Genomic DNA, 22,787 nt, shown 5'->3' with positions numbered 1-22,787 from the left:
TCTCCTTATCAGGCCTGTTTCTGGGCCTGGGCGGAAGGACATTGATCGGCCATGGCGCAGCAGGCGCAGCCGGTGGGTTCTGCCTTCTTGGGAGCGTCCGGAGACCCTTCCACAGGAACGATGTCAACCAGGCACTTCCGCGGGCATTTCTGTACGCAGATGCCGCAGCCATCGCACTTGGTGTAGTCGATGACGGGGATGCTGCCGTTGGGGGTATCTTCCAGGGTGATGCATTTCTGCGGGCAGTTCCGTACGCACATGCCGCAGCTGATGCAGGATACCTTGCAGTTGGTCATGGCAGCCTTGCCTTTTTCCCGGTTGTTGCACTGTACCAGGACTTTTTCGTTGGCAGGCAGCATTTCGATCAGCAGCTGCGGGCAGGCCTTGGAGCAGGCACCGCAGCCCACGCACTTGTTGTAGTCGAATTCAGGCAGACCGTTTTTGCCGATCTTCAGGGCGCCGAAGTTGCAGGCGTCCACGCAGGCACCGTCGCCAAAGCAGCCGAAGTTGCACTGGCCGGGGCCGCCGGCGGTGGCAGCCTTTACATAGCAGTTGTGGATGCCTTCCCGGTCAGCCACAGGGGTCCGGTTGGCGGTGCAGCCATTGCAGTGCAGGCGGGGGATGATGCGGACAGCGTCAGCGTTGTCATCGGTTTCCACACCCATCACAGCAGCAATGGCCTTCTTGGCGTCGGGGTTGGCGACCACGCATCTGGTGGCATCCTTTTCCTTACCGGAAACGATGGCATCAGCCAGGGCGCCGCAGCCGGCATACCCGCACCCGCCGCAGTTGGCGCCGGGCAGCAGGTTGGTGATTTCCCCGATACGGGGATCTTCTTCAACGGCAAATTTCTTGCTGGCCGTAGCCAGTACCAGGCCGAATACACCGCCCAGTACGGCGACCAGGATCGCAGCAGTTGTAATCATAGTTTTTCAGCTCCTAACTCAATGGATGCCGCTCATCCCCATCATGGAAATGGACATGCAGCTGGCAGTGATCAAAGCGATCGGCAGGTTCCGCAGGCATTTGGGCAGAGCGTTTTCGTCCAGACGTTCACGGATGCAGGAGAACAGCAGGATGGCCATGGTATAACCGATGGACGTACCGATGGAGTTCACGCAGGAATCCAGGAAGTTGTAATTGCTTTCCACGTTGATCAGAGCGATACCCAGGATGGCGCAGTTGGTGGTGATCAGAGGCAGGTAGATACCCATGGCCTTGTGCAGGGAGGGCATGGCCTTTTTCATGAACATTTCAACCAGCTGTACCAGGGTGGCGATGGCCAGGATGAAGACCAGGGTCTTCAGGTATTCCAGGTGATAAGGCACCAGGAGCAGATGATAGCAGGCGTAGGACAGCATGGAGGCCAGCAGCATGACGAAGGACACGGCGGCGCTCATACCGACGGAGTTCTTGAAGTTCTTGGAAACCCCCAGGAAGGAGCACATCCCCAGGAACCGGGACAAAATGATGTTGGTGACGAAAATGGAACTGAAGAGAATGCCAAAAGTACTATGCATTATGAGCACCTCTTTCTTTGAAGTAGTTCACAGCGGCGAACACAAAGCCCATGGTCAGGAATGCGCCGGCCGGCAGGATGAAGATCAATACAGGCTGATAGGCGGCAGGCATGACCACGTGGTCGAACAGTTTGCCGGAACCGATCAGTTCACGGAAGAAGGCGATGCAGAACAGGGCGAACGTATAACCGATGCCCATGCCGATGGCATCCAGGGCAGAATCGATGATACCGTGGTCGCAGGCGAAAGCTTCTGCACGGCCCAGTACGATACAGTTAACAACGATCAGAGGAACGAATACGCCCAGGGCTGCGTACAGCGCCGGTACGAAAGCGTTCATCAGCATTTCCAGCACGGTTACCACGGAAGCGATAACTACGATGTAGCAGGGAATGTGGATCTGATCCGGAATCAGTTTCCGGATGGCGGCAATGATCATGTTGGTGAAAAACAGAACGAAGGTAAAGGCACAGCCCATACCGATTGCGTTGGTCAGGGAAGTAGACGTTGCCAGCGACGGACATACACCCAGCAGCTGAACGAACAACGGGTTTTCCTTGATGATACCTTTGGTCAACTCATGCAGCATCTCGATCAGTCCTTTCAATTGGCATGATTCTTCATGTAGTCATCCCGGGCAGCGTTCACGCCGGTGACGACAGCTCTGGAAGTGATGGTAGCAGCAGTGATGGCCTTGATTTCATTGGGCTTGGAAGCTTCCTGCTTCGTGACTACCAGTGCATCTTTCAGAGGTTTGCCCTTGAACTGGGCCTGCCATGCAGGTTCGGTGCTCTTGGCGCCCAGGCCAGGAGTTTCACTGTGGTTCATGACCTTGATGCCGGTGATTTTGTTGCCGTCTTTGGAGATCCCCACCATGAGGGTGAGCTTGCCGCCGTAACCGCTGGGGGTCACGGTGTAAATGTACCCGTTGGGTTTGCCGTTCTTGGAAGATTCCTGCACATCGGTGATCAGGCCGCCGGGAGCCGGCAGTTTCTTCAGATTGCCCAGGTCGGGCAGGACGACTTTATAAGCGGCACGAGTGTCCGCTTCATGTTTTTTCGCGATGGTATCCTTGGTGCCTTCGTTGGCTGCAGCCACCAGACCTACGCTGACGCCGCAGATGACGGCCAGGATGCCGGTATACTTAACAAAGAGGTTGCTCATTTCTTTTGACCTCCTCCGAAGGATACATTCCGTACGAACCGGTCAATCATGGGAGTGACCATGTTCATCATCAGGATGGAGTAGCAGACACCTTCCGTATAGCTGCCCCGCAGCCGGATCAGGGAGGTCAGCAGGCCCAGGCCGATGGCGTAAATGATCTTGCCTTTTTTCGTGATCGGAGAGGTGACCCAGTCGGTTGCCATGAAGAAGGCACCGATCATCAGGCCGCCGGCGAACAGATGGTACAGCGGGAACGTGGAGGGATACCCGTTCACAGCCCCGTAGATGCCGGTGATCACGGCTACCGTGGCCAGATAGAACACAGGGATGCGCCAGTCGATCAGTTTCTTGTAGATCAGGTACAGGCCGCCGATGACCAGGGCCGGTACGCAGGTTTCACCCAGAGAACCGCCCACATTCCCCATGAACAGATCGGACAGGGGAGGCAGCTGGGAAGCAGCGGCACCGCCGGCTGCCCAGACTTTTTCGGTCATACGCATCACAGCCAGCGGAGTGGCGGCGGTGGTGGCGTCAGCCCCTGCGGTGGCAGCCGTTACAGCAGCCGCCTTGGTGGCCGGGATGACCCAGGTGGTCATCTGCTGGGGGAAAGAAGCCAGCAGGATGGCACGGCCGATGTGGGCCGGGTTGAAGATGTTCTTGCCCAGGCCGCCGAATACGGCTTTGCCGATGACCACGGCAAACATGCCGCCCAGGACAGCCATGTAGCTGGGCAGGGAGGCGGGCAGGCACAGGGCCAGCAGCAGACCGGTCAGAGCCGCGGAACCGTCTTTTACGGTGTCCTTCTTTACGCCCATGACCTTGTTGGCCAGCTTTTCAAAGATAATGGCAGAAACCATGCAGCACACGATGACACGGGCTGCGTCAAAACGGAAATAGTAAAAAGATGCCAGGACAGCAGGTACCAGTGCCAGCATAACTTCCCGCATGGACTTGCTGATGGTGAGCCCACAGTGCATGTGGGGAGACGAGGAAACGAGAACCAGCGGTTTCGGTTCTTTAATAGGTTCCATAATCAATATCCAGTCCTTTCGCGATATTATTTCTTATCGAATTTATAGAAGGGGTTATGACCGCCGTCACCTTTCCCTTTGATAAATTGCTTGCCCATCCGGATGTACTGCACCAGAGGAATGTGGGCAGGGCATACGAAAGCACAGGAACCGCATTCGATGCAGGCATGACAGAAGAACCGTTCGGCTTCATCCCAGTTCTGTTTCTTGACAGCCTGGACGATTTCGGTGGGTTCCAGTCTCATGGGGCAGGCATCCACGCAGCGGGCGCAGTGCACGCAGGGATCCGGTTCCACATATTGGGCGAAAGGAGATTTGGAGTTGAAGATCAGCAGGCCGCTGGAACCCTTGGTAATGGGGTAATCCAGGGAGTTGACGGCAAAGCCCATCATCATCCCGCCGGAAATGATCTTGCCGAGATCGCCTTCCAGGCCGCCGGCGGCTTTTTCCACGGCGTCGCTGTACAGGGTACCCAGACGGACGATGTAGTTCCCGGGTTTCTTCACGCCGTCACCGCTGATGGTTACGACACGTTCATACAGGGGAACATTGTTTTTCACAGCGCGGCAGGCGGCAACCGCCGTACCCACGTTGTCCACGATGACGCCCACATCGGCAGGCAGGCCCCGATCCGGGACGGTGCGGCCGGTAGCGGCGTAGATCAGGTGTTTTTCAGAACCCTGAGGATATTTTTCTTTGCAGACGCAGACTTCGATGTTGGCTTCAGAAGCCACTTTCTTCTGCATCAGTTCGATGGCATCGGGTTTGTTGTCCTCGATGCCGATGATCCCCTTGGAGGCACCGGAGGCCAGCATGAAATACTTCAGGCCCTGGATGATCTCATCCGAGTATTCCAGCAGCGTGCGATGGTCGGCCGTAACGAAGGGTTCGCATTCGATGCCGTTCAGCAGGACGGTATCGATGGGACGATGGCCTTCCTTTACAGGCGCATACTTCACTGCCGTGGGGAACGTAGCACCACCCATACCGGCGATGCCTCTGTCACGCAGTACCTGACGGATCAGATCCGGCGTGATGTCTTCTTCCTTGCGGGGCTGCATGTCCTCGCAGGGGGTGTCCTGGCCATCGTTTTTGATGACCACACATTGGGAAATCATGCCGTTGGGCATGTAACGGCTCTCCAGCTTCATCACCATGCCGCTCACACTGGAGTGGATGTTGGTGCTGACGAAGCCGCCGGCTTCCCCAATCACCTGTCCCATTGTGACTTTGTCTCCCGGTTTGACCACCGGTTTTGCCGGAGCACCAATGTGCTGGGAGAGAGGAATGTACACCATGTCCGGGGCCGGGCATCTTTCGATAGCCACTTTGTCGGTCAAGGACTTGCTGGGCGGTACTTCAACACCACCCATGAAACTTGCTTCTTGTGCAGACATTCAGTTCACCTCTAACCTTTCATGTGTCAACTTCAAGTAAAAATTATATATTGTAAAATTACAAAAAACAAGGGGTTGAACGGATACAGTTTGGGAAAGGGCATGGAATCTAAATGAAAATTTTTTGGAAATTTTCTTCTCAAAAAGTTTACAAAAAAACATGCACAATATTGTAAAATAGTTTATAATAATGAACGTGACCAGTGGAACTTTGTTCAACTAAATGAATTAGAAGAATCTTATGAAAATACTGTCTTTAAACACGTGTATATATAAGGAAGGCAGTTGTTGATTTCTGGAGGAATGTACGATGTTCGGTCTGTATTTTGATGATTATGATACGCCGGTGTTCCGGCCGCCCAGCGAAGCCAACAGTTTCATCCTGCGGGTGACCCGTGGCTGTGCCCACAATACCTGCACGTTCTGCGCCATGTATAAGGATGTGCAGTTCTCCGTGTGTCCCGATGAGGAAATCTCCCGGCAGATCGCCCTGGCGGCCCGGTATGCCCGGAACCAGGTGAAGCGGATCTTCCTGGCGGACGGGGATGCCCTGGTGCTGCCCACCAGCAAGCTGCTGAAGCTGCTGGTGGTACTCTACCAGACGTTCCCCAACCTGCAGCGGGTCACCTCCTATGCAGGTCCGCGGGATATCCTGCGCAAAAGCGACGAGGAGATGGTGCAGCTGCGGGAAGCCGGTCTGAAGATGCTGTATTTCGGACTGGAGACCGGGGACGATGCCCTGCTGCATCGGATCAAAAAGGGAGTGTCCGCCCAGGAAGCCATTGCTGCCGGACAGAAGGTGGTCCGCTGCGGCATGAAGCTGTCCATGATGGTGATTGCCGGACTGGGCGGCAAGGCGGACAGCGAACGCCATGCCATCAACACGGGGAAAGCCGTGACGGCCATCCAGCCCAATATGCTCAGCGTGCTGACCCTGCGGCTGTACAAAGGCACCGAAATGCTGCGCCAGTTCGAGGCAGGAGAATTCGAACTGCTGTCGCCGGCGGGCCTGGCCCAGGAAGCAAAACGCATGCTGGAGCATGTGGACATTGAACCCGGGCGCCATACCCTGTTCCGAAGCAACCACATTTCCAATTATGTGCCCCTGGCGGGGACCCTGCCCCAGGACAAAGAACGCCTGATCCAGGAACTGGAGGTGTCCATCGGCAAACTTTCCAAATTGACGGATTGGGAAGTTTATACTAATATGGAGTATTGAGAGTGTATCATTTTTAATAAATCCGCAAGGATTGCCGTGGAAGAAAAGAGGCATAAAAAATGAAACTGCACAATGTGGTACTGGCACTGTTCCTGAGTTTGCTGGCCCTGCCCCTTTCTGCAGGGGCCGCCGCCCATAAGACCGCACCCCTGAAGGTGGGGGATCATGGGTGGAAGGTGAAGACGGTACAGATCAAACTGAATGCCATTGGCATGAAAACACCTACCACCGGGAAATATACGAAGGACCTGGAGACCCAGGTGCGGGCGTTCCAGCGGAGCCACAGGCTGCCCTCCACCGGGAAGGTGGATGATACCACCTATTTCCGGATCCAGGAAGCCGCTTTTGAAAAGGAGGGCATCCATGGGATCCGGGGGGAGGACGTGGTCCGTACGGCTTCCCGGTACAAGGGGGTGCCCTACAGCTTCGGTGGTACCACACCCCGGGCCTTCGACTGTTCCGGGTATGTGCAGTATGTATTCCGTCAGCATAAGGCAACGCTGCCCCGTACGGCAGACCTGCAGTATGAGAAGGGACTGTTCGTGACCCAGCGGCAGCTGAAACCGGGGGATCTGGTGTTCTTCTCCACCTACGAACCCGGGGCTTCCCATGTGGGAATCTATGCAGGCGACGGGCTGTTCTGGAACGCCACCTCTTCGGCAGGGGTGCGGCTGTGCAGCCTGTCCGACGAATACTGGAGAACAAGATACTACGGTGCCAAACGGGTCCTGGTCCCGGCGCACAAAAGGTATAAATAAGCAGGGGGGAAACCAATGATTAGGGAACGACGCAATAAGGAAAAGCTGACCAGCTATTACAATAAATTCATCGATGAGGGAATCATCGATCCCAATGTCCATCCGTGGGTGGCTGAGTCCTGGCGCCGGTGTGAAGCGAGAAAACTGAACCACGAGACCATGCCGGCCCATGGGGTGCGTCTGAGCCCCCAGGACCTGCAGAAGGCCCTGGAACGGAACGAGGATGTGGTGAAGTATGTGGACGGTCTGTTCGAACAGAACAAACAGTACTTCAACTCCCACAACCTGAGCATGCTGCTGGTGGATGAGGAAGGCTATGTGCTGAAGAACTACGCCCTGCCCTTCTTCCAGCGGAGCATCGAGGATATCCAGGGCATGCGGGTCCTGGAGGAGGACGTGGGTACCTCCAGCATTTGTGTGGCACGGGCCCACAATGTGCCGTTCCTGATGTTCGGGCCGGAAATGTGGATCCGGGACAGCCATTCCGGGGATGCCTGCTCGGCCCCCATCAACGTGGCAGGCCAGAGCCGGTACATCCTGTCCCTGTTTTCCCTGGACCAGGAGAACCTGCCCTATGACATCCTGCTGAGCCTGCTCATGACCATGAAGTATTCGGTGGAGAACTTCCTGACCATGCTGGCGTACTGGAAGGTGTGCGGCCTGATTTCCGAGGAAATCCCGGCTTCCGTGTACTGGGTGAACCAGGACGGCAGCCTGCGCTATGCCAACACCAACGGCCGGAAACGGCTGGAAGGCAGCCAACGGCTGGATGAGGTGTTCCTGAACTATGAGCACATCCCCATCCAGAAAGGCTTGTCCGGCAAGAGCACCCTGCGCAAGGAAATCACCTGGATCACCCAGGACCGGACCTATGAAGATGTGACCAGCGTACTGCCGGTGAAGGCCGGAGGCAAGGTGGACAGCGTGGTGATCATCACCATGTCCATCGAGGACCTGAAGACCACCATCGCCCATGCCACCGGATACAGTTCCCGGTACAGCCTGTACAGCATGGTGGGGAATTCCAGCGAGTTCCTGGCCCTGCAGCATAAGGCGGCCCGGGTTGCCCGGGGCGACAACAATCTGTTGCTCCAGGGTGAACCGGGTACCGGCAAACAGCGGCTGGCCCATGGCATCCACCAGGCCAGTCCCCGGGCGGCAGCTCCTCTGATCACCGTACGGGGCCACGAAGGCTCGGAGGCGGAACTGGAAGCGGAATTCTTCGGCAGCGACGACGGCGCCGGCCATGTGACCGCCGGGGCCCTGGAACTGGCCAACGGCGGGACCCTGTTCCTGGATGAAATCGAAAAATTCCCCACCCGTCTGGAAGATGTGCTGGCGGATGCCCTGCGCAACGGGGTGCTGAACCGGGAAACCGGTACCCGCCGGAAATTCAACGTACGGGTGATCGCCGCCTGTGACTCCAACTTGAAGCGGCTTACGGACAAAGGGCTGTTCTCCCGGAGCCTGTACGAACTGGTCATCGGTACGGTGATCCGGGTTCCGCCGCTGCGGGAACGGGTGGAAGACGTGGAAGTGATCGCCAACCACATCCTGACGGAAATGGCCGCCCGGCACAACATGCCCGGCAAGACCCTGTCGCCGGAAGCCCTGCACATGCTGAACAGCTGCCAGTGGCCTGGCAACATCAAACAGCTGCAGGGCGTCATCGAGCAGGCCTTCTTCCATACATCCGGCAGCGTCATCGAAGCCAGCCATATCAAACTGCCGGGAGAACACCGGATCGAGAAATCCTGGAAGCATGACAAGGACGCCTTCGTGGCCGCCTGGAAACAGGCCGGGGGCAATATCAGCAAACTGGCCATCATGCTGGATGTGAGCCGGGTGACTCTGTACAGATACCTGAAGAAATTCAACCTGGGGCCGGAAAAGAAGGGTGCCAGGGCGAAAAAAGCAAAGAAAGACGAATGAGTCATAGAACAGGAAACCATAAAGGGGCTGTCGCCTTGCGACAGCCCCATCTGTGAAAATAGGAGAACCAATATGCGTTTACGAAAGAAACCCTGGATCCCCCAGGCACTGGAAGACTATCGGGGAAAGGAACTGCTGGAGGACGACCTGGAGCAGTATAGGGGGCACTGGTCGGATCAGGTGCTGGGGGGCCGGCCGGTGCATCTGGAAATCGGCTGCGGCAAAGGCCAGTTCCTGGCTGCCATGAGCCAGCTCCATCCTGAAATCGGCTATCTGGGCATGGAGACCCAGCGGGAAGTGTGCTATTACGCCGTGAAGAAGCTGCGAGAGGCCGAAATTCCCAATGCCCGGATCATCCACGCCGATGCGGCCCATCTGCTGGAGTGGTTCGAACCCGGGGAAGTGGATCAGATTTTCTTGAATTTCAGCGATCCCTGGCCCAAGGCCCGGCATGCCAAACGGCGGCTGACCTACCGGACCTTCCTGGCAGAGTATAAAAAAATCCTGAAACCGGGTGGACATTTACGCTTCAAGACCGATAATGATGACCTGTTTGCATTCTCCGTGGAGGAATTCAAGGAGTTCGGCCTGAAGATCCTGGCCCTGACTACGGACCTCCACCACACGGACATCCTGAATGAGGCCCAGACGGAATACGAGCAGAAGTTCAGCGCCCGGGGCAAGAACATCAATTTCTGCGAAGTGCAGTTCTAGGGACCGAGGCAAGTTATGGGAAAACGGATCATGTTCTGGGACAACGCCAGGGATGCGCTGCTGAGCCTGGTGTTCTTCCTGCTGGTGCTGGGGGCGGTGAACGTGTTCAGTGCCAGTTATGTGGCGGCGGCCGACATGTTCGGCAACGGCTACCATTATCTCCTTCGCTATGGCATTTTCAGCCTGGTCGGACTCCTTGTCATGTTCGGCATCGAAAAGAAGGTGGATTATCACTGGCTGTTCAAGTATGATCAGATCTTCTGCGTGCTGCTCACCGGTACCCTGATCGCCGTGGACATCTTCGGCCGGGCCACCAAGGGGGCCCAGCGCTGGGTCATCCTGGGACCCATTTCCTTTCAGCCCTCCGAATTCGTGAAGCTGGCGGTGATCCTGCTGGGGTCCCATTACCTGGGGCAGCTCATGGAACAGGGGAAACGGCCCCACCTGCTCCGCCGGGATACGGGCATGGCCTTCTGGGAAACGGCCTTTCTGTCGTTCCTGGTCCTGATCCAGCCCGATATGGGTACGGCAGCCATCATCATGACGCTGATGATCATCCTGTACATCCTGGCCGGTCTGCCCATGAAGGAATTCTGGAGCCTGCTGGGGGTTGCGTTCGTGGGTGCGGCTGCGGCTGTCATCCAGGCCCCCTACCGGCTGAACCGGATCCTGTTCTGGCTCCATCCGGAACAGGATCCCCAGGGCAAGGGCTATCAGGCCATCCAGTCTTTTAACGCCATTGGCAGCGGCCGGTTCTTCGGCGAGCCTTTCGGCATGGGTACGGGAAAGTTCTTCTACCTGCCGGAAGCCCATACGGATTTTGCCTTCGCCAACTACTGCCAGGAATGGGGCTTTTTGGGAGCAGTCTTCCTGATCCTGGTGTTCCTGCTCCTGGGTGTGGTGCTGTACCACATCGGACAGCGGACCCAGGACCGGAAAGGCTTCCTGCTGGTCAGCGGTGTGAACTTCCTGGTGGTGGGCCAGGCCTTCGCCAACATGGCCATGGTCTGCGGGGTGCTGCCCATCATCGGGGTACCCCTGTCCTTCATCAGTTACGGGGGTACGTCTCTGATCATGACAATGGGGGCCATCGGTCTGGTGCTGTCCGTCTATAAGGACGAGCACAAAAAACATCGGCGTTCCAGGGAGATACCGGCAGAGAAACCGGCGGCATCCCGTCCCGGAGTGCCTGCAGCCAGGAGGTGGCGGCCGTGAAAATGCCCTGGTTCCTGAAAAAAAAGAACAAGAAGAACATGACGGCAGCCGATCCCCGGGTGCTGAAGCTGGACCCCGTCCATCAGGATCTGCTGCTCCAGGGCAAGGGCCGAGCCATCGTCATCGGCAAACTGGTGGCCGCCGTAGCGGGTATCGTAGTGGTCATGCTGTTCTGGAAGCAGATTGTCCGGGGCGGCTATTACAGTGAGGCCGCCAATGCCCAGATCATGGGTGAACATACGGAGATCTCCCCCCGGGGCAGCATTGTGGACCGGAACGGGGAGGAACTGGCCGTGAGCATCATCAGCAAATCCCTGTATGTGGATCCCCAGGAACTGGTGGACGATCCGGAACGGTGGCCCCTGGGCCAGATGCCCAGCCGGGACCCGAAACGGGTGGCTGCCGATCAGCTGGCCCCCATCCTGGACATGAAGGCCGATGCGCTGTATGAGAGATTCACTGAGCCGGACCGGCGGTTCGCCTGGGTAAAACGGCAGCTGGATCCCCATGTGGCTGATGAAGTGGAAAAGGTATTGAAGGACCAGAAACTCAGTGGCTTCCATTTCCAGGAAGAAAGCAAACGCTATTATACGAAAGACAAACTGGCGGCTCAGGTGCTGGGCTTCGTGGGAGATGACGGCAAGGGACTGGAAGGCATCGAGGCTGCCATGGACGAGTACCTGCGGGGCCAGGATCAGAAGAAACGCAGCTTCTTTGATGCCAAGGGTCATCTGGTGGGCCAGAGTGCCATGAACCAGGTCCAGGCCCGGCGGATGGATACGGTGCAGCTGACCCTGGACGCCCGGATGCAGTTCATCCTGGAAAAGAGCCTGGACGATGCCATCGCCAAGACCCATGCGGCCAGTGCGGCAGCCATCCTCATGGACCCCAACACCGGAGAGATCCTGGGCATGGCCAGCCGGCCCACCTTCGATCCCAACCATTTTTCCCAGGCACCTCAGGGGGCATTTCTGAACCGGGGCGTGAGCATCGTCTACGAACCCGGGTCCGTATTCAAGCCCATCATGGGTTCCGCCGCCCTGATGGAAGGGATCATCACCCCCACCACGCCTTTTGATGACCAGGGATCCATCGATGTGGGGGGACGGCGGATCCGCAACTGGGACGGCAAGGGGATGGGCCATGTGACCTATACGGACGTGATCAAATTCTCCCTGAACACCGGTATGGCTGCCCTGGGGTTGAAGCTGGGAGGCGAACGGGAGACTGCATACGCCAGGCAGTTCGGCTTCGGCAGCAAGACCGGCACGGATGTGCCCGGGGAAGAAGAGGGCATCCTGTACGATCCCAAGGATATGGTGCCGTCCGATGTGGCCACCATGGGTATCGGACAGGGCATCGCCGTGACTCCCCTGCAGATGATCCGGGCCATCAGTGCCATCGCCAACGGGGGCAAACTGGTGCGGCCGTACATCGTGGCCAAGGTCACCGACCCGGATGGCAATGTGGTGAAAGAAAACAGGACCCAGGTGGACCAGCAGGTGATCACCCCCGAAGTGGCTGAGGAAATGCGCACCATGATGGAAAAGGTGGTTTCCGAGGGCGGTGGCAAGACGGCCCAGATCAAGGGCTACAAGATTGCCGGCAAGACCGGCACCGCTGAAAAGCTCTCCCCCAAGGGCGGGTATATCCCCGGGGTGTATATCGCCTCGTTTGTGGGATTTGTGCCCAGCGATGCGCCGAAATACGCCATGATCATCATGCTGGATTCCCCCAAGGGGGCCTTCTACGGGTCCCAGGTGTCCGCACCGATTTTCCGGGATACCCTGCAGCAGATCCTGGTGGCGGAAGGCATCGAGCCCAGCAGCTGGGAGGGTCTGCCTACGGTGGAATCCCTGCTGGCCAAGACAGCCCGGGAAGCCGCACCTCTGGCAGCCCTGGAGGCGGACGGCAACGGTGCAGTGAAACTGCCCAATCTGGCGGGCCATTCCATCCGGAACGTGGCTGCGGCCCTGGGTGGCGCCGGCCTGCAGCTGATCCCCGTGGGCAGCGGTACCAGCTGGAAACAGAGCCCGGCACCGGGAACGGTGCTGCATGAAGGCGATACCGTCACAGTGTATTTCCGCTAAAGGCGGAGGAAGGAAAGCAGCATGGAACAGACGATTCTTTATGGCAAACCGGTGGCAGATGCCATCCGCCAGCAGCTGAAGGAGAAATTTGCTGGCCGGGACCTGACCCTGGCCACCTTTCTGGTGGGGGACAATCCGGCGGCGAAGGTGTACAAACGAAGCCTTCTGAAGACGGCAGCCAGCCTGGGGGTGAAGACCCGGGATGTGGAACTGCCGGAGGCAACCACCCAGGAAGAGGCGGAAATCCGGCTGCGGGAATTGAGCGAAGATCCGGCCATCACCGGTATCCTGCCTCTGATGCCCCTGCCCCGGCACATCAGCAAGCTGGACCTGATCCAGCAGCTGGACCCGGAAAAGGACATGGACTGTGTGCATCCCATGAACAGCGGCCGGCTGTACCTGGGAATCACCCCCTGGGGACCCTGTACGCCCCGGGCCTGCATGGCCATCCTGGACCACTACGACGTTCCCCTGGAAGGCAGCAACGTAGCCATGGTAGGGTACGGAGAAGTGGTGGGGCGGCCCCTCACCCTGATGCTCATGGGACGGTATGCCACGGTGACCGTCTGCCGTTCACGCACAAAAAATCTGCCTGCCATTACCCGGCAGGCAGATGTGATCATCAGCGCTGTGGGAAAACCCGGACTGATCACAGAAGACATGATCAAAGAAGGCGCTGTGGTGATCGATGTGGGAATCAACTCTGTAGAGGGGAAACTGGTGGGAGATGTGCCCGAAGCGGCCAAACAGGCGAAAGCTTCGGCCTATACCCCTGTTCCCGGCGGTGTAGGCGTGGTGAGCAATCTCATGGTCATGGAGACCCTTACCCGCAGCTTCTGAGGCTGTTATTTTTTGTCCTTGGCGGCCAGCTTGCCCAGGAACTTGGCTTTGTTCACCAGGAACCGTTCATGGGTGGCCTGGCCGATGGTGCCGTAGTTGTCGGAAACGGTGATCTTGAAGGTCAGCTTCCGGCCATCCACGCCCACCAGGACGGCTTTGGCGGTAACGGTCTTGCCTACGGCAGTGGCCGCATCGTGGGACAGGTTCACGCCGATGCCCACGCTGGTGGTTTCATCATCCAGGCAGGGATTCACGATGTTGCAGGCCGCTTTTTCCATCAGGGCCAGCATGGCCGGGGTGGCATATACATCCAGGGAGCCGCTTCCCATGGCTGCAGCCGTGTTGGTATGGAGTACAGTTTCCGTGGCTTCGCCCACGGCGCCGATACGAAATTCTTTCATGAGATCCACTTCTTTCTATAGGATTTTATCAATTCCATCTTACTCGTTTTCGTCTGGAAAGGCAAGGAGGCAGCATGTTTTATGATGAGTTGATCAAGGGGAAGGCACCGGAGCAGCTGGCTCTGGTGGATGCCCAAGGGCCGGTGACCTATGGGGAACTGGAAGCACGGGTGGACCACTGGGCCCGATTCCTCCAGGCACGGGGCCTTATGCCCGGAGAGCGGGTGGGGCTGCTCAGCCGTAACTGCAGTGGGTTCGTCGCTGCCTATCTGGCAGTAATCCGGGCTGGAGGCGTCATCGTCCCTCTGAACTTCCAACTGGCGCCCCGGGAAGTGACCTACATCCTGAAGGACGCAGGGATCCGCTTTCTGCTCACCCGGGAGCCCCTGGATCTGACGGAAGCCCTGGCGGAGCAGGGACTCTCCGGGGTGCAGCAGTTCCTGTATGAGGACCTGGATGCCCCGGTGGATCAGCCTCTGCAGCAGGGAGCGCGGAAGGAGACGGACAACTGCACCATCATCTATACCTCCGGTACCACCGGCCGGCCCAAAGGGGCCATGCTCAGCCACCGGAACCTGATCACCAATGCCCGGGCCTATGTGGAGGCCGTGGGACAGCGGTGTGAGGACCGGGTGCTGTGCCTGCTGCCCATGTACCACTGCTACGGCTGGACCGTATGTGTCACCAGCTCTCTGCTCCTGGGAAGTCCCATCATCATCCAGACCACCTACAACTTCAAAGCGGCCCTGCGGCTGGTCCAGGCCCAAAAAGTCACCGTGTTCGTGGGGGTTCCGGCGGTGATGGAGCTTCTGGTGGACGGCGCCGACCTGGGGGAACTGGAAAGCGTACGGCTCTTTATCAGCGGCGGAGCCAGTTTGGGCGAGAACCTGGGCCAACGGTTCACCGCCTGGTGCCATCGGCCGCTGCTGGACGGCTATGGCCTGTCTGAAACCTCGCCGGTGGTGAGCTTCAACCAGCCGGGGCACACCCGGTTCGGATCCATCGGCCTGCCCATCCGGGGGGTGGAAGTCGCCATCCTGGACCCGGAGGGAAAGGTATTGCCACCTGGGGAAAAGGGTGAGATCGGGGTCCGGGGCTCCAATGTGATGCTGGGGTACCTGAACCTGCCGGAAGCCACGAAGGAAGCCTTTCGGGGCGGCTGGTTCCACACAGAGGATGTGGGGTACTTCGATGAGGACGGGTACCTGTTCCTGGTGGATCGGCTGAAGGATATGATCATTTCCAGCGGGGAGAACATCTATCCCAGGGAGGTGGAGGAAGCCATCCAGGAATACCCGGGTGTGGAAGAAGCTGCGGTCATCGGCGTTCCGGATCCCCTGCGGGGTCAGGCCGTGGCTGCCTGGGTGGTGCCGCGGCAGGGAGCTGACCTGGATTTCCGGGCGCTGCGCAGGACCCTGCTGAAACAGATTGCCGCCTTCAAGGTGCCGAAGAAATACTTCCAGACAGACAGGCTGCCCCGGAACCATCTGGGCAAGCTGCTGAAAAATGAATTGCGGAAACAGACCCTGAAGATATTGGAAAAAGACAAAACTGCCGGGAGGGCTTTATGAAAAAATTTGTACTCCTTCTGTGCCTGGTCCTGACCACGCTGCTCAGCGGCTGTGCCAGGGGGCACATCACCCTGGAAATCACCCGACTGGGTGCCGCGGATCTGACCTGTGAACTGGTTTCAGCTCCCGTGCTGAAACCCACAGTGGACGCTTTCTCAAAGGATTTCAAAGAAGATGGGTACGCCATCGAAGACACCAAAAAGGGCCAGTATGAAGGATTTGTGGCCCGGAAGCATTATAACCAGCTGAAGGATATCAGGGATTCCAAGGTGCTGAAGACCTTCGACATCCGCACCTGGCAGCAGGCCGCCCAGGCCGCCGCCGATCAGGGAAAACCCGGGCAGAAGACCCGGGACCCGCAAGTGTCCAAAGAGAAGCGGGATCCGGTGGTGCGGCTGGATGGAGGGCTGCTGTTCGACACCATCAGCGTCCATACGGGCATCAATATGGAGCCTAAGGGAGAACTGAAGGACAAGGACGCCCAGGCCCTGCTGCGGAACGTGATGAAGCAGTTCGATCTGCAGTTCACCCTGGTGCTGCCTACTGCGGTGGATGATACCAACGCCACCAGCATCAGCGATGACCGGAAGATATTGACCTGGAAACTGCCCCTTGGGGAAAAGACGCCCATGGATGCCACCGTAACGTATCTGAATCCGGTGAAAGCCGCCGGCTGGCTCATGGTGATCCTGGTGCTGGGTGGCGTGGGGAACGCCTACTACCGCAAGCGGAAACGGCTGCAGCGGCAGAAAGAGGCGGAGCTGGAGAACTGATCATTTTTTCTCTCTATTACGCAAAAGATGAATTTATGTTACAATAATAGTGAAGAAATTGAAAATTTTCACCTGACGGGAGGGACAGCAAATGGCTGAATTCTTAAGCTTGACCAAACTGACCATCTATGTAGGGGAGGACTTCTTCTACAAGGACAAACCGTTTTACAAGGCAATCTTCGATCTATGCGGCAAGTATAAGATTGCCGGCTGCACCATGCTGCGGGGAACCCAGGGGTATGGGAGCCGGGTACGGGGCAAGGAACGGCGTCTGTTCATCAGTGTATCGGAAGCCATCAATCTGCCGGTGATCATCACCATCATCGACAAGAAGGAACAGGTGGAACTGCTGTACCCGTTCCTGGAGGAGAACCTGCGTCACGGGGTGGCAACGGTGGAGGACATCCAGATGCTGGAAACCAACTTCGTGAGGGAAGAATACAAAAAACGGATTGCCAGCCGGGACAATCCGGCCGAAGAAGTGTAGGGCTGTGAAACTTGCTTTCACAGCCAGTCACTGGTCACTAGTCACTAGCTGATGGAGGCCAGCTGCCGCTGGCAAATAAAAGGAGCTGTGAAATTTTTCATAGCTCCTTTGGTTTTATCACACAAACAAATGACTTCGTGTTATACTGGTTTTACAGCATCAAAAGGATCCGTCCGTCAAGGACGGGTCCTTTCCATTGGCTAGAGACTAGTGACTCGAGACTAGAGACTTATAGTAGGAGGAATGGACGCATGGAAAAAGTCATCATTGAAAGTTTTACGCTGGATCATACGAAAGTGAAAGCTCCCTATGTGCGGCTGATCTCTCAGGAAACCGGGGAACACGGGGACATCGTGTCCAATTATGATATCCGCCTGGCCCAGCCCAATGTGCAGGAAATCCCCACGGCCGGCATGCATACCCTGGAACATTTGCTGGCCCTGTATCTGCGCCCCCGGATCAAAGGGTACCTGGATTGCTCCCCCTTCGGCTGCCGCACCGGATTCCATCTGCTGTGCTGGGGGACCCATTCCGCCGAGGAAGTGGCCCGGGCCCTGAAGGAAGCCCTGGAACTGGTGACCAAGACCACCTGGGAGCAGGTGCCGGGGACGAAGAAGAAGGAATGTGGCAACTACAAGGATCATTCTCTGTTCTGCGCCCAGGAATGGGCCAAGGAAATCCTGGCCAAAGGGATCAGCAGCGATCCCTATGAGCGGAAGATCGTGGAATGATATTCTAAAAAATTTGCCGATGGCAAATTTTAACCATTGGCTGCTGACTAGTGACTAGAGACTAGTGACAAAAGGCGCTGTGAAAAAATCATCCACAGCGCCTTTATTTCGCCAGCATCAGCTGGCTTCCATCGGCTGCTGACTAGTGACTAGAGACTAGTGACAAAAAATAAGGGAGCGTACAACCGCTCCCTTATTTTTTATGCTTCCGGCAGCCGGATCACGAACGTGGTCCCCTCGTTCACCCGGCTGGTCATTTCAATGGTGCCCCGATGCTGTTCCACGATGTGCTTCACGATGCTGAGCCCCAGACCGCTGCCACCGCTTTTCTTGTCCCGGCTCTCATCCACCCGGAAGAAACGCTCGAACACCCGTTCCTGTACATCCTCGGGGATGCCCACGCCGGTATCCCGTACCGTCAGCACCACCTGATGCTGGTCGGCATCCCGCCACATGTCCACATACACATGGCCGCCGGGCCGGTTGTATTTCACCCCGTTGTCGATCAGGTTCATGGCCATTTCCCGAAGCATGCTGCTGCTGCCCCGGACTTTGGTCTCGGTCAGACGGCAGTGGATGGTCACTTTCCTTTCCTTGCAGAAGGGGTCCATGAATTCCACCACCGACCGGATCAGCCCGCCCAGGGGTACCGCCTCCTGGAGGGAATCGGCCGGGACCTCCTCGATCCGGGACAGGAAGATGATGCTGTTGATCATTTCCAGCAGGCGCCTGGCCTCCTGACGGATCAGCTGGCCGAAGTGGGCGATGTCTTCCTTCTTCTGGTACATACCTGCTGCCATCAGTTCGGCGAATCCACTGATGGAGGTGAGCGGCGTCTTCAGCTCGTGGGTCACGTTGGCCGTGAAATCCCGGCGGAGCTGTTCCCGCTCCCGGGCCTCCGTGATGTCCATGATGATCAGGATCCGGGTGGACCGTTCCTGGGGCGGATCCAGGGGCCGCAGGGTCAGCTGGTACTGTCGCTTGCGCAGCTTCATGTTCCAGATCCGGGTCTTGTTCTCCCGGGTCTGCTCAGTGGAAAGCCGGGAACTTTCGGGGAGCAGAGGCATCAGGAACTTGCCCAGCAGCTTTTGGCGGAAGGGAGAGAGGCTTTCATCATTCTGCAGCAGCTGCAGGCCCCAGGCGTTGATCCACTGGATCCGCATCTGGTCATCCAGCAGGATGACTCCCTCTTTCAGGCTGTCGGTGATCCGTTTCATGGTGTTCCGTTCCTGTTCCAGGTCGTGGAGGCTCTTGCCCAGCTGCTTGCCCTGCCGATCGATGGTGGCCAGGAAGGGCAGCAGTTCCGGATAGGAGGTGTGGAACAGCTGTTTCTCTTCTTCCGTGGTGTCCCCCTGGCCGATCTGGGACAGGTACCGGGTAGCCTGTTCCAGGGGATCAAGCAGGCCCTGGGTCAGCCGGCGCACCGTGAACTGGCAGACGAGGATGAGCAGCAGCAGGGAAATGATCCACCAGGGCAGCAGCTGTTCCAGCGGCCGGAACAGTTCTGTCTGGGTGCGGGCCACCCGGAGGATGGTCCCGTTCTCCAGCTTCTGGGCTGCGTACAGGGTCACTTCCCGCAGGGTATTGGAACTGCGGGCGTCGCTGCCCTGGCCTTCTCCGATGGCTGCGGCCACTTCCGGCCGGTCCTTGTGGTTGGGCAGGTTTTCTGCCGGTTCGTAGGAATCGTACAGGACACGTCCGTTCCGGTCAATCCAGGTGAACCGCAGCTCCGGAGCCGATTGGGCGGCCTGGCGGAGCAGGCGATAGGGGTCGTCGTGGTGATCCATGTCCACCGCCATGATCTGGGCCATCTGCTGCAGGTCGTACAGGGTCTGGCGCTTGGTGGTCTGCCAGGAGGCAAAGGCGCACACCAGGGCAGTGACCAGGATGCACACCAGCCCCACCAGGAACAGATGGAGATAAATCCGCTTCTTCATAGGAATCCTCCTACTGGATCCGGTACCCTACGCCCCGGACGGTCTGGATGACCTTGCCGGCGGGGCCCAGCTTCTGGCGAAGGCTCCGGATGTGCATGTCGATGGTGCGGCTTTCACCGGCGTAGGAAAAGTCCCATACCGCTTCCATGATCTGGTCCCGGCTGAGCACGATGCCCATGTTGGCCATCAGGTAGTGGAGCAGGTCGAATTCCTTTACGGTGAGCACGCAGGGTTTGCCACTTGTCGTCACCTGGTGTTTCTTCAGGTCCATGGTGATGTCACCACAGACCAGCAGGTCCTGGCTCTGGGGCTTTTGCAGGCCGCCCCGGCGCAGGACGGCTTTGACCCGGCTCAGGAGCTCCATAATGCCGAAAGGTTTGGAGATATAGTCGTCGGCACCGGCGTCCAGACCGGTGACCACGTCATATTCACTGGTGCGGGCCGTGAGCATGATGATGGGCAGGCCGGCAGTGGCCGGCTGGCCGCGGAGTTTCTTCAGGATATCCAGGCCGCTTTCTCCGGGCAGCATGATGTCCAGCAGCACCAGGTCGGGCTTTTTTTCCTCCATGGCCTTCCAGAAGGAAGGACCGTCGGGAAAGGCTTCCGCCTGGAACTTCTGGCTGCACAGGGCATAGCGTACCAGTTCCCGGATGTTTTCATCATCTTCCACACAGTATACCAGGGACATACAAAAAATCCTCCTTTGACAGAGCCAATGGGATAAAAGGCAAAGTTATATTACCTTTTATTATACTCTACATTCAATCTTTCGGATAGGGAGAGAACGGTTATAGCAATCTGCCAAAGATAACGAACAAAATTTCGCAAAACTTCTTGTAAAGGCGAACACAATGTGATATCATATCCATAACGAACAAAAGTTCGAATGATGGAGGGAAAAATCATGAAAAAATTGTTGCTGGTACTTCTGGTTGCATTGATGGGGATTTCCAGTTACGGCGTGCTGCAGATGGAAGCGGCGCCCACCAGTTATCATACAGAAAAAGTGGTGGTGAACCGGGGTGACAGCCTGTGGGGTATTGCCAGCCGGTACACCCATCCCGGCGAAGATGTGCGGGAGGTCATCGACCGGATCGCCAAAGCCAACCGGCTGGATCTGAAGCGGTCCATCCAGCCCGGTCAGAAACTGGTGGTGCCCGTCAAGGTCAAGGAGGGCGAGGCGGTGGCGTTGAAGAAATAGGCTGTAACCTACTATTTGTCCTCCCCTGAAAGGGGAGGGGGACCAGCCGAATGGCTGGTGGAGGGGTCGCACACCCGATGTGAGACCCCCTACCCGCAAGCGGGTCCTTTCCCCCTTTCAGGGGGACACAGTTTTAACAAATACAGGGCCGGCAGGCCCGTTACGCAGGGGTATCACGCATTGTGTGGTGCCCCCATTTGTTGTACAATGGAAAAAGTGACGAAGGGAAGGGAGCGTAGGAGTGCATGCGTGAGGGGAACCCGGCCTGCCGGGGTGAAAAAGTGGGGAAATATTACATCGGGGTGCTGCGGAACCTGACCCAGGGGCTGGTGCCGGACGAAATGTGGCTTGCCCGGGCTCGGGAATGGATCGTCCGGGCTTCGGAAGACTGGATGAGTTACAGCATGGCGGCTCTGGTATTCTGGTTTTGCGACAAACCGGAGGAGGCCCGGCGGGCACTGGCCAGGGCTCTTTCCCTGGATCGGGAGAAAACAGCCCTGTTCTTTCTGCTGGCAGGGAGCTGGCAGCAGCGGCCTGCCATGCAGCGCCAGTGGCTGGATGCCTGTCTGCGTCCGCTGGCGGCCACCCGGGTGCCTGGGACTTTCCTCTATGTGCTGGAGCTGGGGATGCAGGGGGCGTTGCCCACTGACTGCCTGGACCGTCTGAACAGGACCACGGAAGAGTGGAAGAAGACCCTGGCTTTCGACGAAGAAGGGGAAACCCGGCAGCGGGAACACTGGCGGCAGCAGTTCCGGAAGTTCCGGGACGGGGTGCAGGTGCCCGAAATCGACCAGTATCAGTATCTGACGGGGATGAATGGTACCACGGCTGCGGCCCTGCTCCGGGGAGCACTGCTCGCCCGACCGGTGGAACAGTTCGTGGAGCGCCATACCCATGGAGAACCGTTGGCCGAAGCTCCGGCTTCCACCGGGGAAAAGCTGCTGGAAAGGTTTCTGTGGGATGAGTGCCTGGGCTTTGGAGGAGCTGTCTGGCAGAGCACCTACAGCGATTTCCTCACGTTTTGGCTTACCACCGTGGAAAACGACAACAGCCGGCAGCTGTCACCACGGCTGCAGCGATATCTGGTGGCCAGCAGCCGGGAGTGGCTGCTTCAGGCCTTCGACCAGGTCCAGGGGGAAACGGCCCGGCAGGTTCCGGAGACCATACCCTTCCACTTCGACTATACCTTTCGACGCCAGAATCATCGCTTCACCTGTTCCATTGCCGACGGGCTGGAGGAGGAGCGGCTGGTGGCCGATGCCAGGGCTGATATGGATGGGCTCCTCGCCGGGTTGCAGCAGCAGGTGGACTGGCACCGGAGTGCCCTGCGGCTGCTGGTCCCCCTGGCCCTGGCAGGGGGCCTGCTGTTCTGGAAGGGCCCTGCGCTGCTGGATTCTTTGGGCCTGGGGATTGTCTTCCTCATGGGCTTCCTGGGCCTGGCTGTGGGCAAATGGCTGGGCTGTCTCCTTTCTGTGGGCATCACCATGGGCATCGGCATGACCCTCCAGCGGCTCCTGGCTTTGGGCCGGCAGGGTGTGTGGCTGTTCGTGGGCTTTTTGCTGCTGCTGGCCCTTTGGCAGTATATCCGGAAACAGGGTCCGGCGGCTCAGTTCCGGAAGGAACGGAAAGAGACCTGGGATGCGGTGGAGGGACTCATCCGCAGTTCCTGTGCGGAAGTGGCGGACTTTCGGGACCACTACCGGCAGTACACCAGGGAAGGAGATACCCTGCGGGAGAAACTGGACCAGCTGGCATCTGACGCTGTGCTCAACCGGCCCCGCCGGATCTATCGCTGAGGGAGGTACC

At 58.0% G+C, this 22,787-nt stretch carries 22 protein-coding genes; 13 read left to right on the top strand and 9 right to left on the bottom strand.

What is annotated here, in order from left to right; genetic code table 11:
* Window positions 1-8: 8 nt before the first annotated feature.
* Genes BQ5462_RS01275 through rsxC form a run of 6 tightly spaced genes read right to left on the bottom strand, consistent with a single transcriptional unit; the run spans window position 9 to window position 5,112 of the window.
* Window positions 9-926 carry an RnfABCDGE type electron transport complex subunit B gene (locus BQ5462_RS01275; protein WP_205407911.1) on the bottom strand — a complete coding sequence of 306 codons (918 nt, stop codon included), beginning with the start codon at window positions 924-926 and terminating at the stop codon, window positions 9-11.
* Between the two features lie 18 nt (window positions 927-944).
* Complete coding sequence (locus BQ5462_RS01270; protein ID WP_071141637.1) at window positions 945-1,520, bottom strand: electron transport complex protein RnfA; 576 nt, start codon at window positions 1,518-1,520, stop codon at window positions 945-947.
* Complete coding sequence (locus tag BQ5462_RS01265; protein WP_071141758.1) at window positions 1,513-2,109, bottom strand: RnfABCDGE type electron transport complex subunit E; 597 nt, start codon at window positions 2,107-2,109, stop codon at window positions 1,513-1,515. Before BQ5462_RS01265 ends, BQ5462_RS01270 begins: the two co-directional genes overlap by 8 nt.
* Before the next feature lie 14 nt (window positions 2,110-2,123).
* Entirely contained in the window at window positions 2,124-2,684 is a 561-nt protein-coding gene (locus tag BQ5462_RS01260; RefSeq protein WP_071141636.1) for an RnfABCDGE type electron transport complex subunit G, read from the bottom strand.
* Window positions 2,681-3,715, bottom strand: coding sequence for an RnfABCDGE type electron transport complex subunit D (locus BQ5462_RS01255; RefSeq protein WP_071141635.1), 1,035 nt, complete (start codon window positions 3,713-3,715; stop codon window positions 2,681-2,683). The genes BQ5462_RS01260 and BQ5462_RS01255 overlap by 4 nt, the downstream gene beginning before the upstream one ends.
* A gap of 26 nt (window positions 3,716-3,741) precedes the next feature.
* On the bottom strand, window positions 3,742-5,112 hold the full coding sequence (gene rsxC, locus BQ5462_RS01250) for an electron transport complex subunit RsxC (protein ID WP_071141634.1): 1,371 nt from the start codon (window positions 5,110-5,112) through the stop codon (window positions 3,742-3,744).
* Between the two features lie 310 nt (window positions 5,113-5,422).
* Between rsxC and BQ5462_RS01245 the strand changes: the two genes are divergently transcribed.
* The 7 genes from BQ5462_RS01245 (at window position 5,423) to BQ5462_RS01215 (ending at window position 13,880) form a co-directional block, all read left to right on the top strand.
* Window positions 5,423-6,331 carry a radical SAM protein gene (locus tag BQ5462_RS01245; RefSeq protein ID WP_083378023.1) on the top strand — a complete coding sequence of 303 codons (909 nt, stop codon included), beginning with the start codon at window positions 5,423-5,425 and terminating at the stop codon, window positions 6,329-6,331.
* Between the two features lie 59 nt (window positions 6,332-6,390).
* A complete protein-coding gene (locus BQ5462_RS01240; RefSeq protein WP_076978280.1) occupies window positions 6,391-7,089 on the top strand; it encodes a C40 family peptidase in 699 nt (232 codons plus the stop codon).
* 15 nt (window positions 7,090-7,104) lie between these two features.
* The gene (locus BQ5462_RS01235) at window positions 7,105-9,021 is read left to right on the top strand and encodes a sigma-54-dependent Fis family transcriptional regulator (protein ID WP_071141633.1); all 1,917 of its coding nucleotides are present in this window, start codon (window positions 7,105-7,107) and stop codon (window positions 9,019-9,021) included.
* Window positions 9,022-9,093: 72 nt separating this feature from the next.
* A complete protein-coding gene (gene trmB / locus BQ5462_RS01230; RefSeq protein WP_071141632.1) occupies window positions 9,094-9,735 on the top strand; it encodes a tRNA (guanosine(46)-N7)-methyltransferase TrmB in 642 nt (213 codons plus the stop codon).
* A gap of 30 nt (window positions 9,736-9,765) precedes the next feature.
* Window positions 9,766-10,950: an FtsW/RodA/SpoVE family cell cycle protein gene (locus BQ5462_RS01225; RefSeq protein ID WP_159429662.1), complete on the top strand. Its 1,185-nt coding sequence runs from the start codon at window positions 9,766-9,768 to the stop codon at window positions 10,948-10,950.
* A gap of 2 nt (window positions 10,951-10,952) precedes the next feature.
* The gene (locus BQ5462_RS01220) at window positions 10,953-13,040 is read left to right on the top strand and encodes a penicillin-binding protein (RefSeq protein WP_235819543.1); all 2,088 of its coding nucleotides are present in this window, start codon (window positions 10,953-10,955) and stop codon (window positions 13,038-13,040) included.
* Window positions 13,041-13,061: 21 nt separating this feature from the next.
* On the top strand, window positions 13,062-13,880 hold the full coding sequence (locus BQ5462_RS01215) for a bifunctional 5,10-methylenetetrahydrofolate dehydrogenase/5,10-methenyltetrahydrofolate cyclohydrolase (protein WP_071141630.1): 819 nt from the start codon (window positions 13,062-13,064) through the stop codon (window positions 13,878-13,880).
* Window positions 13,881-13,885: 5 nt separating this feature from the next.
* Here the strand turns inward: BQ5462_RS01215 and BQ5462_RS01210 are convergent, their stop codons facing one another.
* Window positions 13,886-14,281: a thioesterase family protein gene (locus tag BQ5462_RS01210; protein ID WP_071141629.1), complete on the bottom strand. Its 396-nt coding sequence runs from the start codon at window positions 14,279-14,281 to the stop codon at window positions 13,886-13,888.
* Between the two features lie 74 nt (window positions 14,282-14,355).
* Between BQ5462_RS01210 and BQ5462_RS01205 the strand changes: the two genes are divergently transcribed.
* The 4 genes from BQ5462_RS01205 to BQ5462_RS01190 all read left to right on the top strand — a co-directional run bounded on the left by BQ5462_RS01205 (window position 14,356) and on the right by BQ5462_RS01190 (window position 17,843).
* Window positions 14,356-15,852: a class I adenylate-forming enzyme family protein gene (locus tag BQ5462_RS01205; RefSeq protein ID WP_071141628.1), complete on the top strand. Its 1,497-nt coding sequence runs from the start codon at window positions 14,356-14,358 to the stop codon at window positions 15,850-15,852.
* Entirely contained in the window at window positions 15,849-16,625 is a 777-nt protein-coding gene (locus tag BQ5462_RS01200; RefSeq protein ID WP_071141627.1) for a hypothetical protein, read from the top strand. Before BQ5462_RS01205 ends, BQ5462_RS01200 begins: the two co-directional genes overlap by 4 nt.
* A 91-nt stretch (window positions 16,626-16,716) precedes the next feature.
* Complete coding sequence (locus BQ5462_RS01195) at window positions 16,717-17,112, top strand: DUF190 domain-containing protein (protein ID WP_071141626.1); 396 nt, start codon at window positions 16,717-16,719, stop codon at window positions 17,110-17,112.
* Window positions 17,113-17,363: 251 nt separating this feature from the next.
* The gene (locus BQ5462_RS01190) at window positions 17,364-17,843 is read left to right on the top strand and encodes an S-ribosylhomocysteine lyase (RefSeq protein ID WP_071141625.1); all 480 of its coding nucleotides are present in this window, start codon (window positions 17,364-17,366) and stop codon (window positions 17,841-17,843) included.
* A 200-nt stretch (window positions 17,844-18,043) separates the two neighbouring features.
* Here BQ5462_RS01190 and BQ5462_RS11395 read toward each other — a convergent pair whose 3' ends face one another.
* Both BQ5462_RS11395 and BQ5462_RS01180 read right to left on the bottom strand, forming a co-directional pair.
* Window positions 18,044-19,780, bottom strand: a complete 1,737-nt coding sequence (locus BQ5462_RS11395) for an ATP-binding protein (protein ID WP_071141624.1) — start codon at window positions 19,778-19,780, stop codon at window positions 18,044-18,046.
* 10 nt (window positions 19,781-19,790) lie between these two features.
* The gene (locus BQ5462_RS01180; RefSeq protein WP_071141623.1) at window positions 19,791-20,468 is read right to left on the bottom strand and encodes a response regulator transcription factor; all 678 of its coding nucleotides are present in this window, start codon (window positions 20,466-20,468) and stop codon (window positions 19,791-19,793) included.
* Between the two features lie 216 nt (window positions 20,469-20,684).
* Between BQ5462_RS01180 and BQ5462_RS01175 the strand changes: the two genes are divergently transcribed.
* Together BQ5462_RS01175 and BQ5462_RS01170 are read left to right on the top strand one after the other, a co-directional pair.
* Window positions 20,685-20,981, top strand: coding sequence for a LysM peptidoglycan-binding domain-containing protein (locus tag BQ5462_RS01175; protein ID WP_083378021.1), 297 nt, complete (start codon window positions 20,685-20,687; stop codon window positions 20,979-20,981).
* A gap of 245 nt (window positions 20,982-21,226) precedes the next feature.
* Entirely contained in the window at window positions 21,227-22,777 is a 1,551-nt protein-coding gene (locus BQ5462_RS01170; RefSeq protein WP_071141621.1) for a hypothetical protein, read from the top strand.
* Window positions 22,778-22,787 lie beyond the last annotated feature (10 nt).

Source organism: Acidaminococcus timonensis (assembly GCF_900106585.1).
Classification (GTDB): domain Bacteria; phylum Bacillota; class Negativicutes; order Acidaminococcales; family Acidaminococcaceae; genus Acidaminococcus; species Acidaminococcus timonensis.
This window is presented reverse-complemented; position numbering and strand designations above follow the sequence as displayed.

Coding starts and splice junctions, on each gene's coding strand:
- BQ5462_RS01275 (WP_205407911.1), bottom strand. CDS start 926: ATGATTACAACTGCTGCGATCCTGGTCGCCGTACTGGGCGGTGTATTC.
- BQ5462_RS01270 (WP_071141637.1), bottom strand. CDS start 1,520: ATGCATAGTACTTTTGGCATTCTCTTCAGTTCCATTTTCGTCACCAAC.
- BQ5462_RS01265 (WP_071141758.1), bottom strand. CDS start 2,109: ATGCTGCATGAGTTGACCAAAGGTATCATCAAGGAAAACCCGTTGTTC.
- BQ5462_RS01260 (WP_071141636.1), bottom strand. CDS start 2,684: ATGAGCAACCTCTTTGTTAAGTATACCGGCATCCTGGCCGTCATCTGC.
- BQ5462_RS01255 (WP_071141635.1), bottom strand. CDS start 3,715: ATGGAACCTATTAAAGAACCGAAACCGCTGGTTCTCGTTTCCTCGTCT.
- rsxC (WP_071141634.1), bottom strand. CDS start 5,112: ATGTCTGCACAAGAAGCAAGTTTCATGGGTGGTGTTGAAGTACCGCCC.
- BQ5462_RS01245 (WP_083378023.1), top strand. CDS start 5,423: ATGTTCGGTCTGTATTTTGATGATTATGATACGCCGGTGTTCCGGCCG.
- BQ5462_RS01240 (WP_076978280.1), top strand. CDS start 6,391: ATGAAACTGCACAATGTGGTACTGGCACTGTTCCTGAGTTTGCTGGCC.
- BQ5462_RS01235 (WP_071141633.1), top strand. CDS start 7,105: ATGATTAGGGAACGACGCAATAAGGAAAAGCTGACCAGCTATTACAAT.
- trmB (WP_071141632.1), top strand. CDS start 9,094: ATGCGTTTACGAAAGAAACCCTGGATCCCCCAGGCACTGGAAGACTAT.
- BQ5462_RS01225 (WP_159429662.1), top strand. CDS start 9,766: ATGTTCTGGGACAACGCCAGGGATGCGCTGCTGAGCCTGGTGTTCTTC.
- BQ5462_RS01220 (WP_235819543.1), top strand. CDS start 10,953: ATGCCCTGGTTCCTGAAAAAAAAGAACAAGAAGAACATGACGGCAGCC.
- BQ5462_RS01215 (WP_071141630.1), top strand. CDS start 13,062: ATGGAACAGACGATTCTTTATGGCAAACCGGTGGCAGATGCCATCCGC.
- BQ5462_RS01210 (WP_071141629.1), bottom strand. CDS start 14,281: ATGAAAGAATTTCGTATCGGCGCCGTGGGCGAAGCCACGGAAACTGTA.
- BQ5462_RS01205 (WP_071141628.1), top strand. CDS start 14,356: ATGTTTTATGATGAGTTGATCAAGGGGAAGGCACCGGAGCAGCTGGCT.
- BQ5462_RS01200 (WP_071141627.1), top strand. CDS start 15,849: ATGAAAAAATTTGTACTCCTTCTGTGCCTGGTCCTGACCACGCTGCTC.
- BQ5462_RS01195 (WP_071141626.1), top strand. CDS start 16,717: ATGGCTGAATTCTTAAGCTTGACCAAACTGACCATCTATGTAGGGGAG.
- BQ5462_RS01190 (WP_071141625.1), top strand. CDS start 17,364: ATGGAAAAAGTCATCATTGAAAGTTTTACGCTGGATCATACGAAAGTG.
- BQ5462_RS11395 (WP_071141624.1), bottom strand. CDS start 19,780: ATGAAGAAGCGGATTTATCTCCATCTGTTCCTGGTGGGGCTGGTGTGC.
- BQ5462_RS01180 (WP_071141623.1), bottom strand. CDS start 20,468: ATGTCCCTGGTATACTGTGTGGAAGATGATGAAAACATCCGGGAACTG.
- BQ5462_RS01175 (WP_083378021.1), top strand. CDS start 20,685: ATGAAAAAATTGTTGCTGGTACTTCTGGTTGCATTGATGGGGATTTCC.
- BQ5462_RS01170 (WP_071141621.1), top strand. CDS start 21,227: ATGCGTGAGGGGAACCCGGCCTGCCGGGGTGAAAAAGTGGGGAAATAT.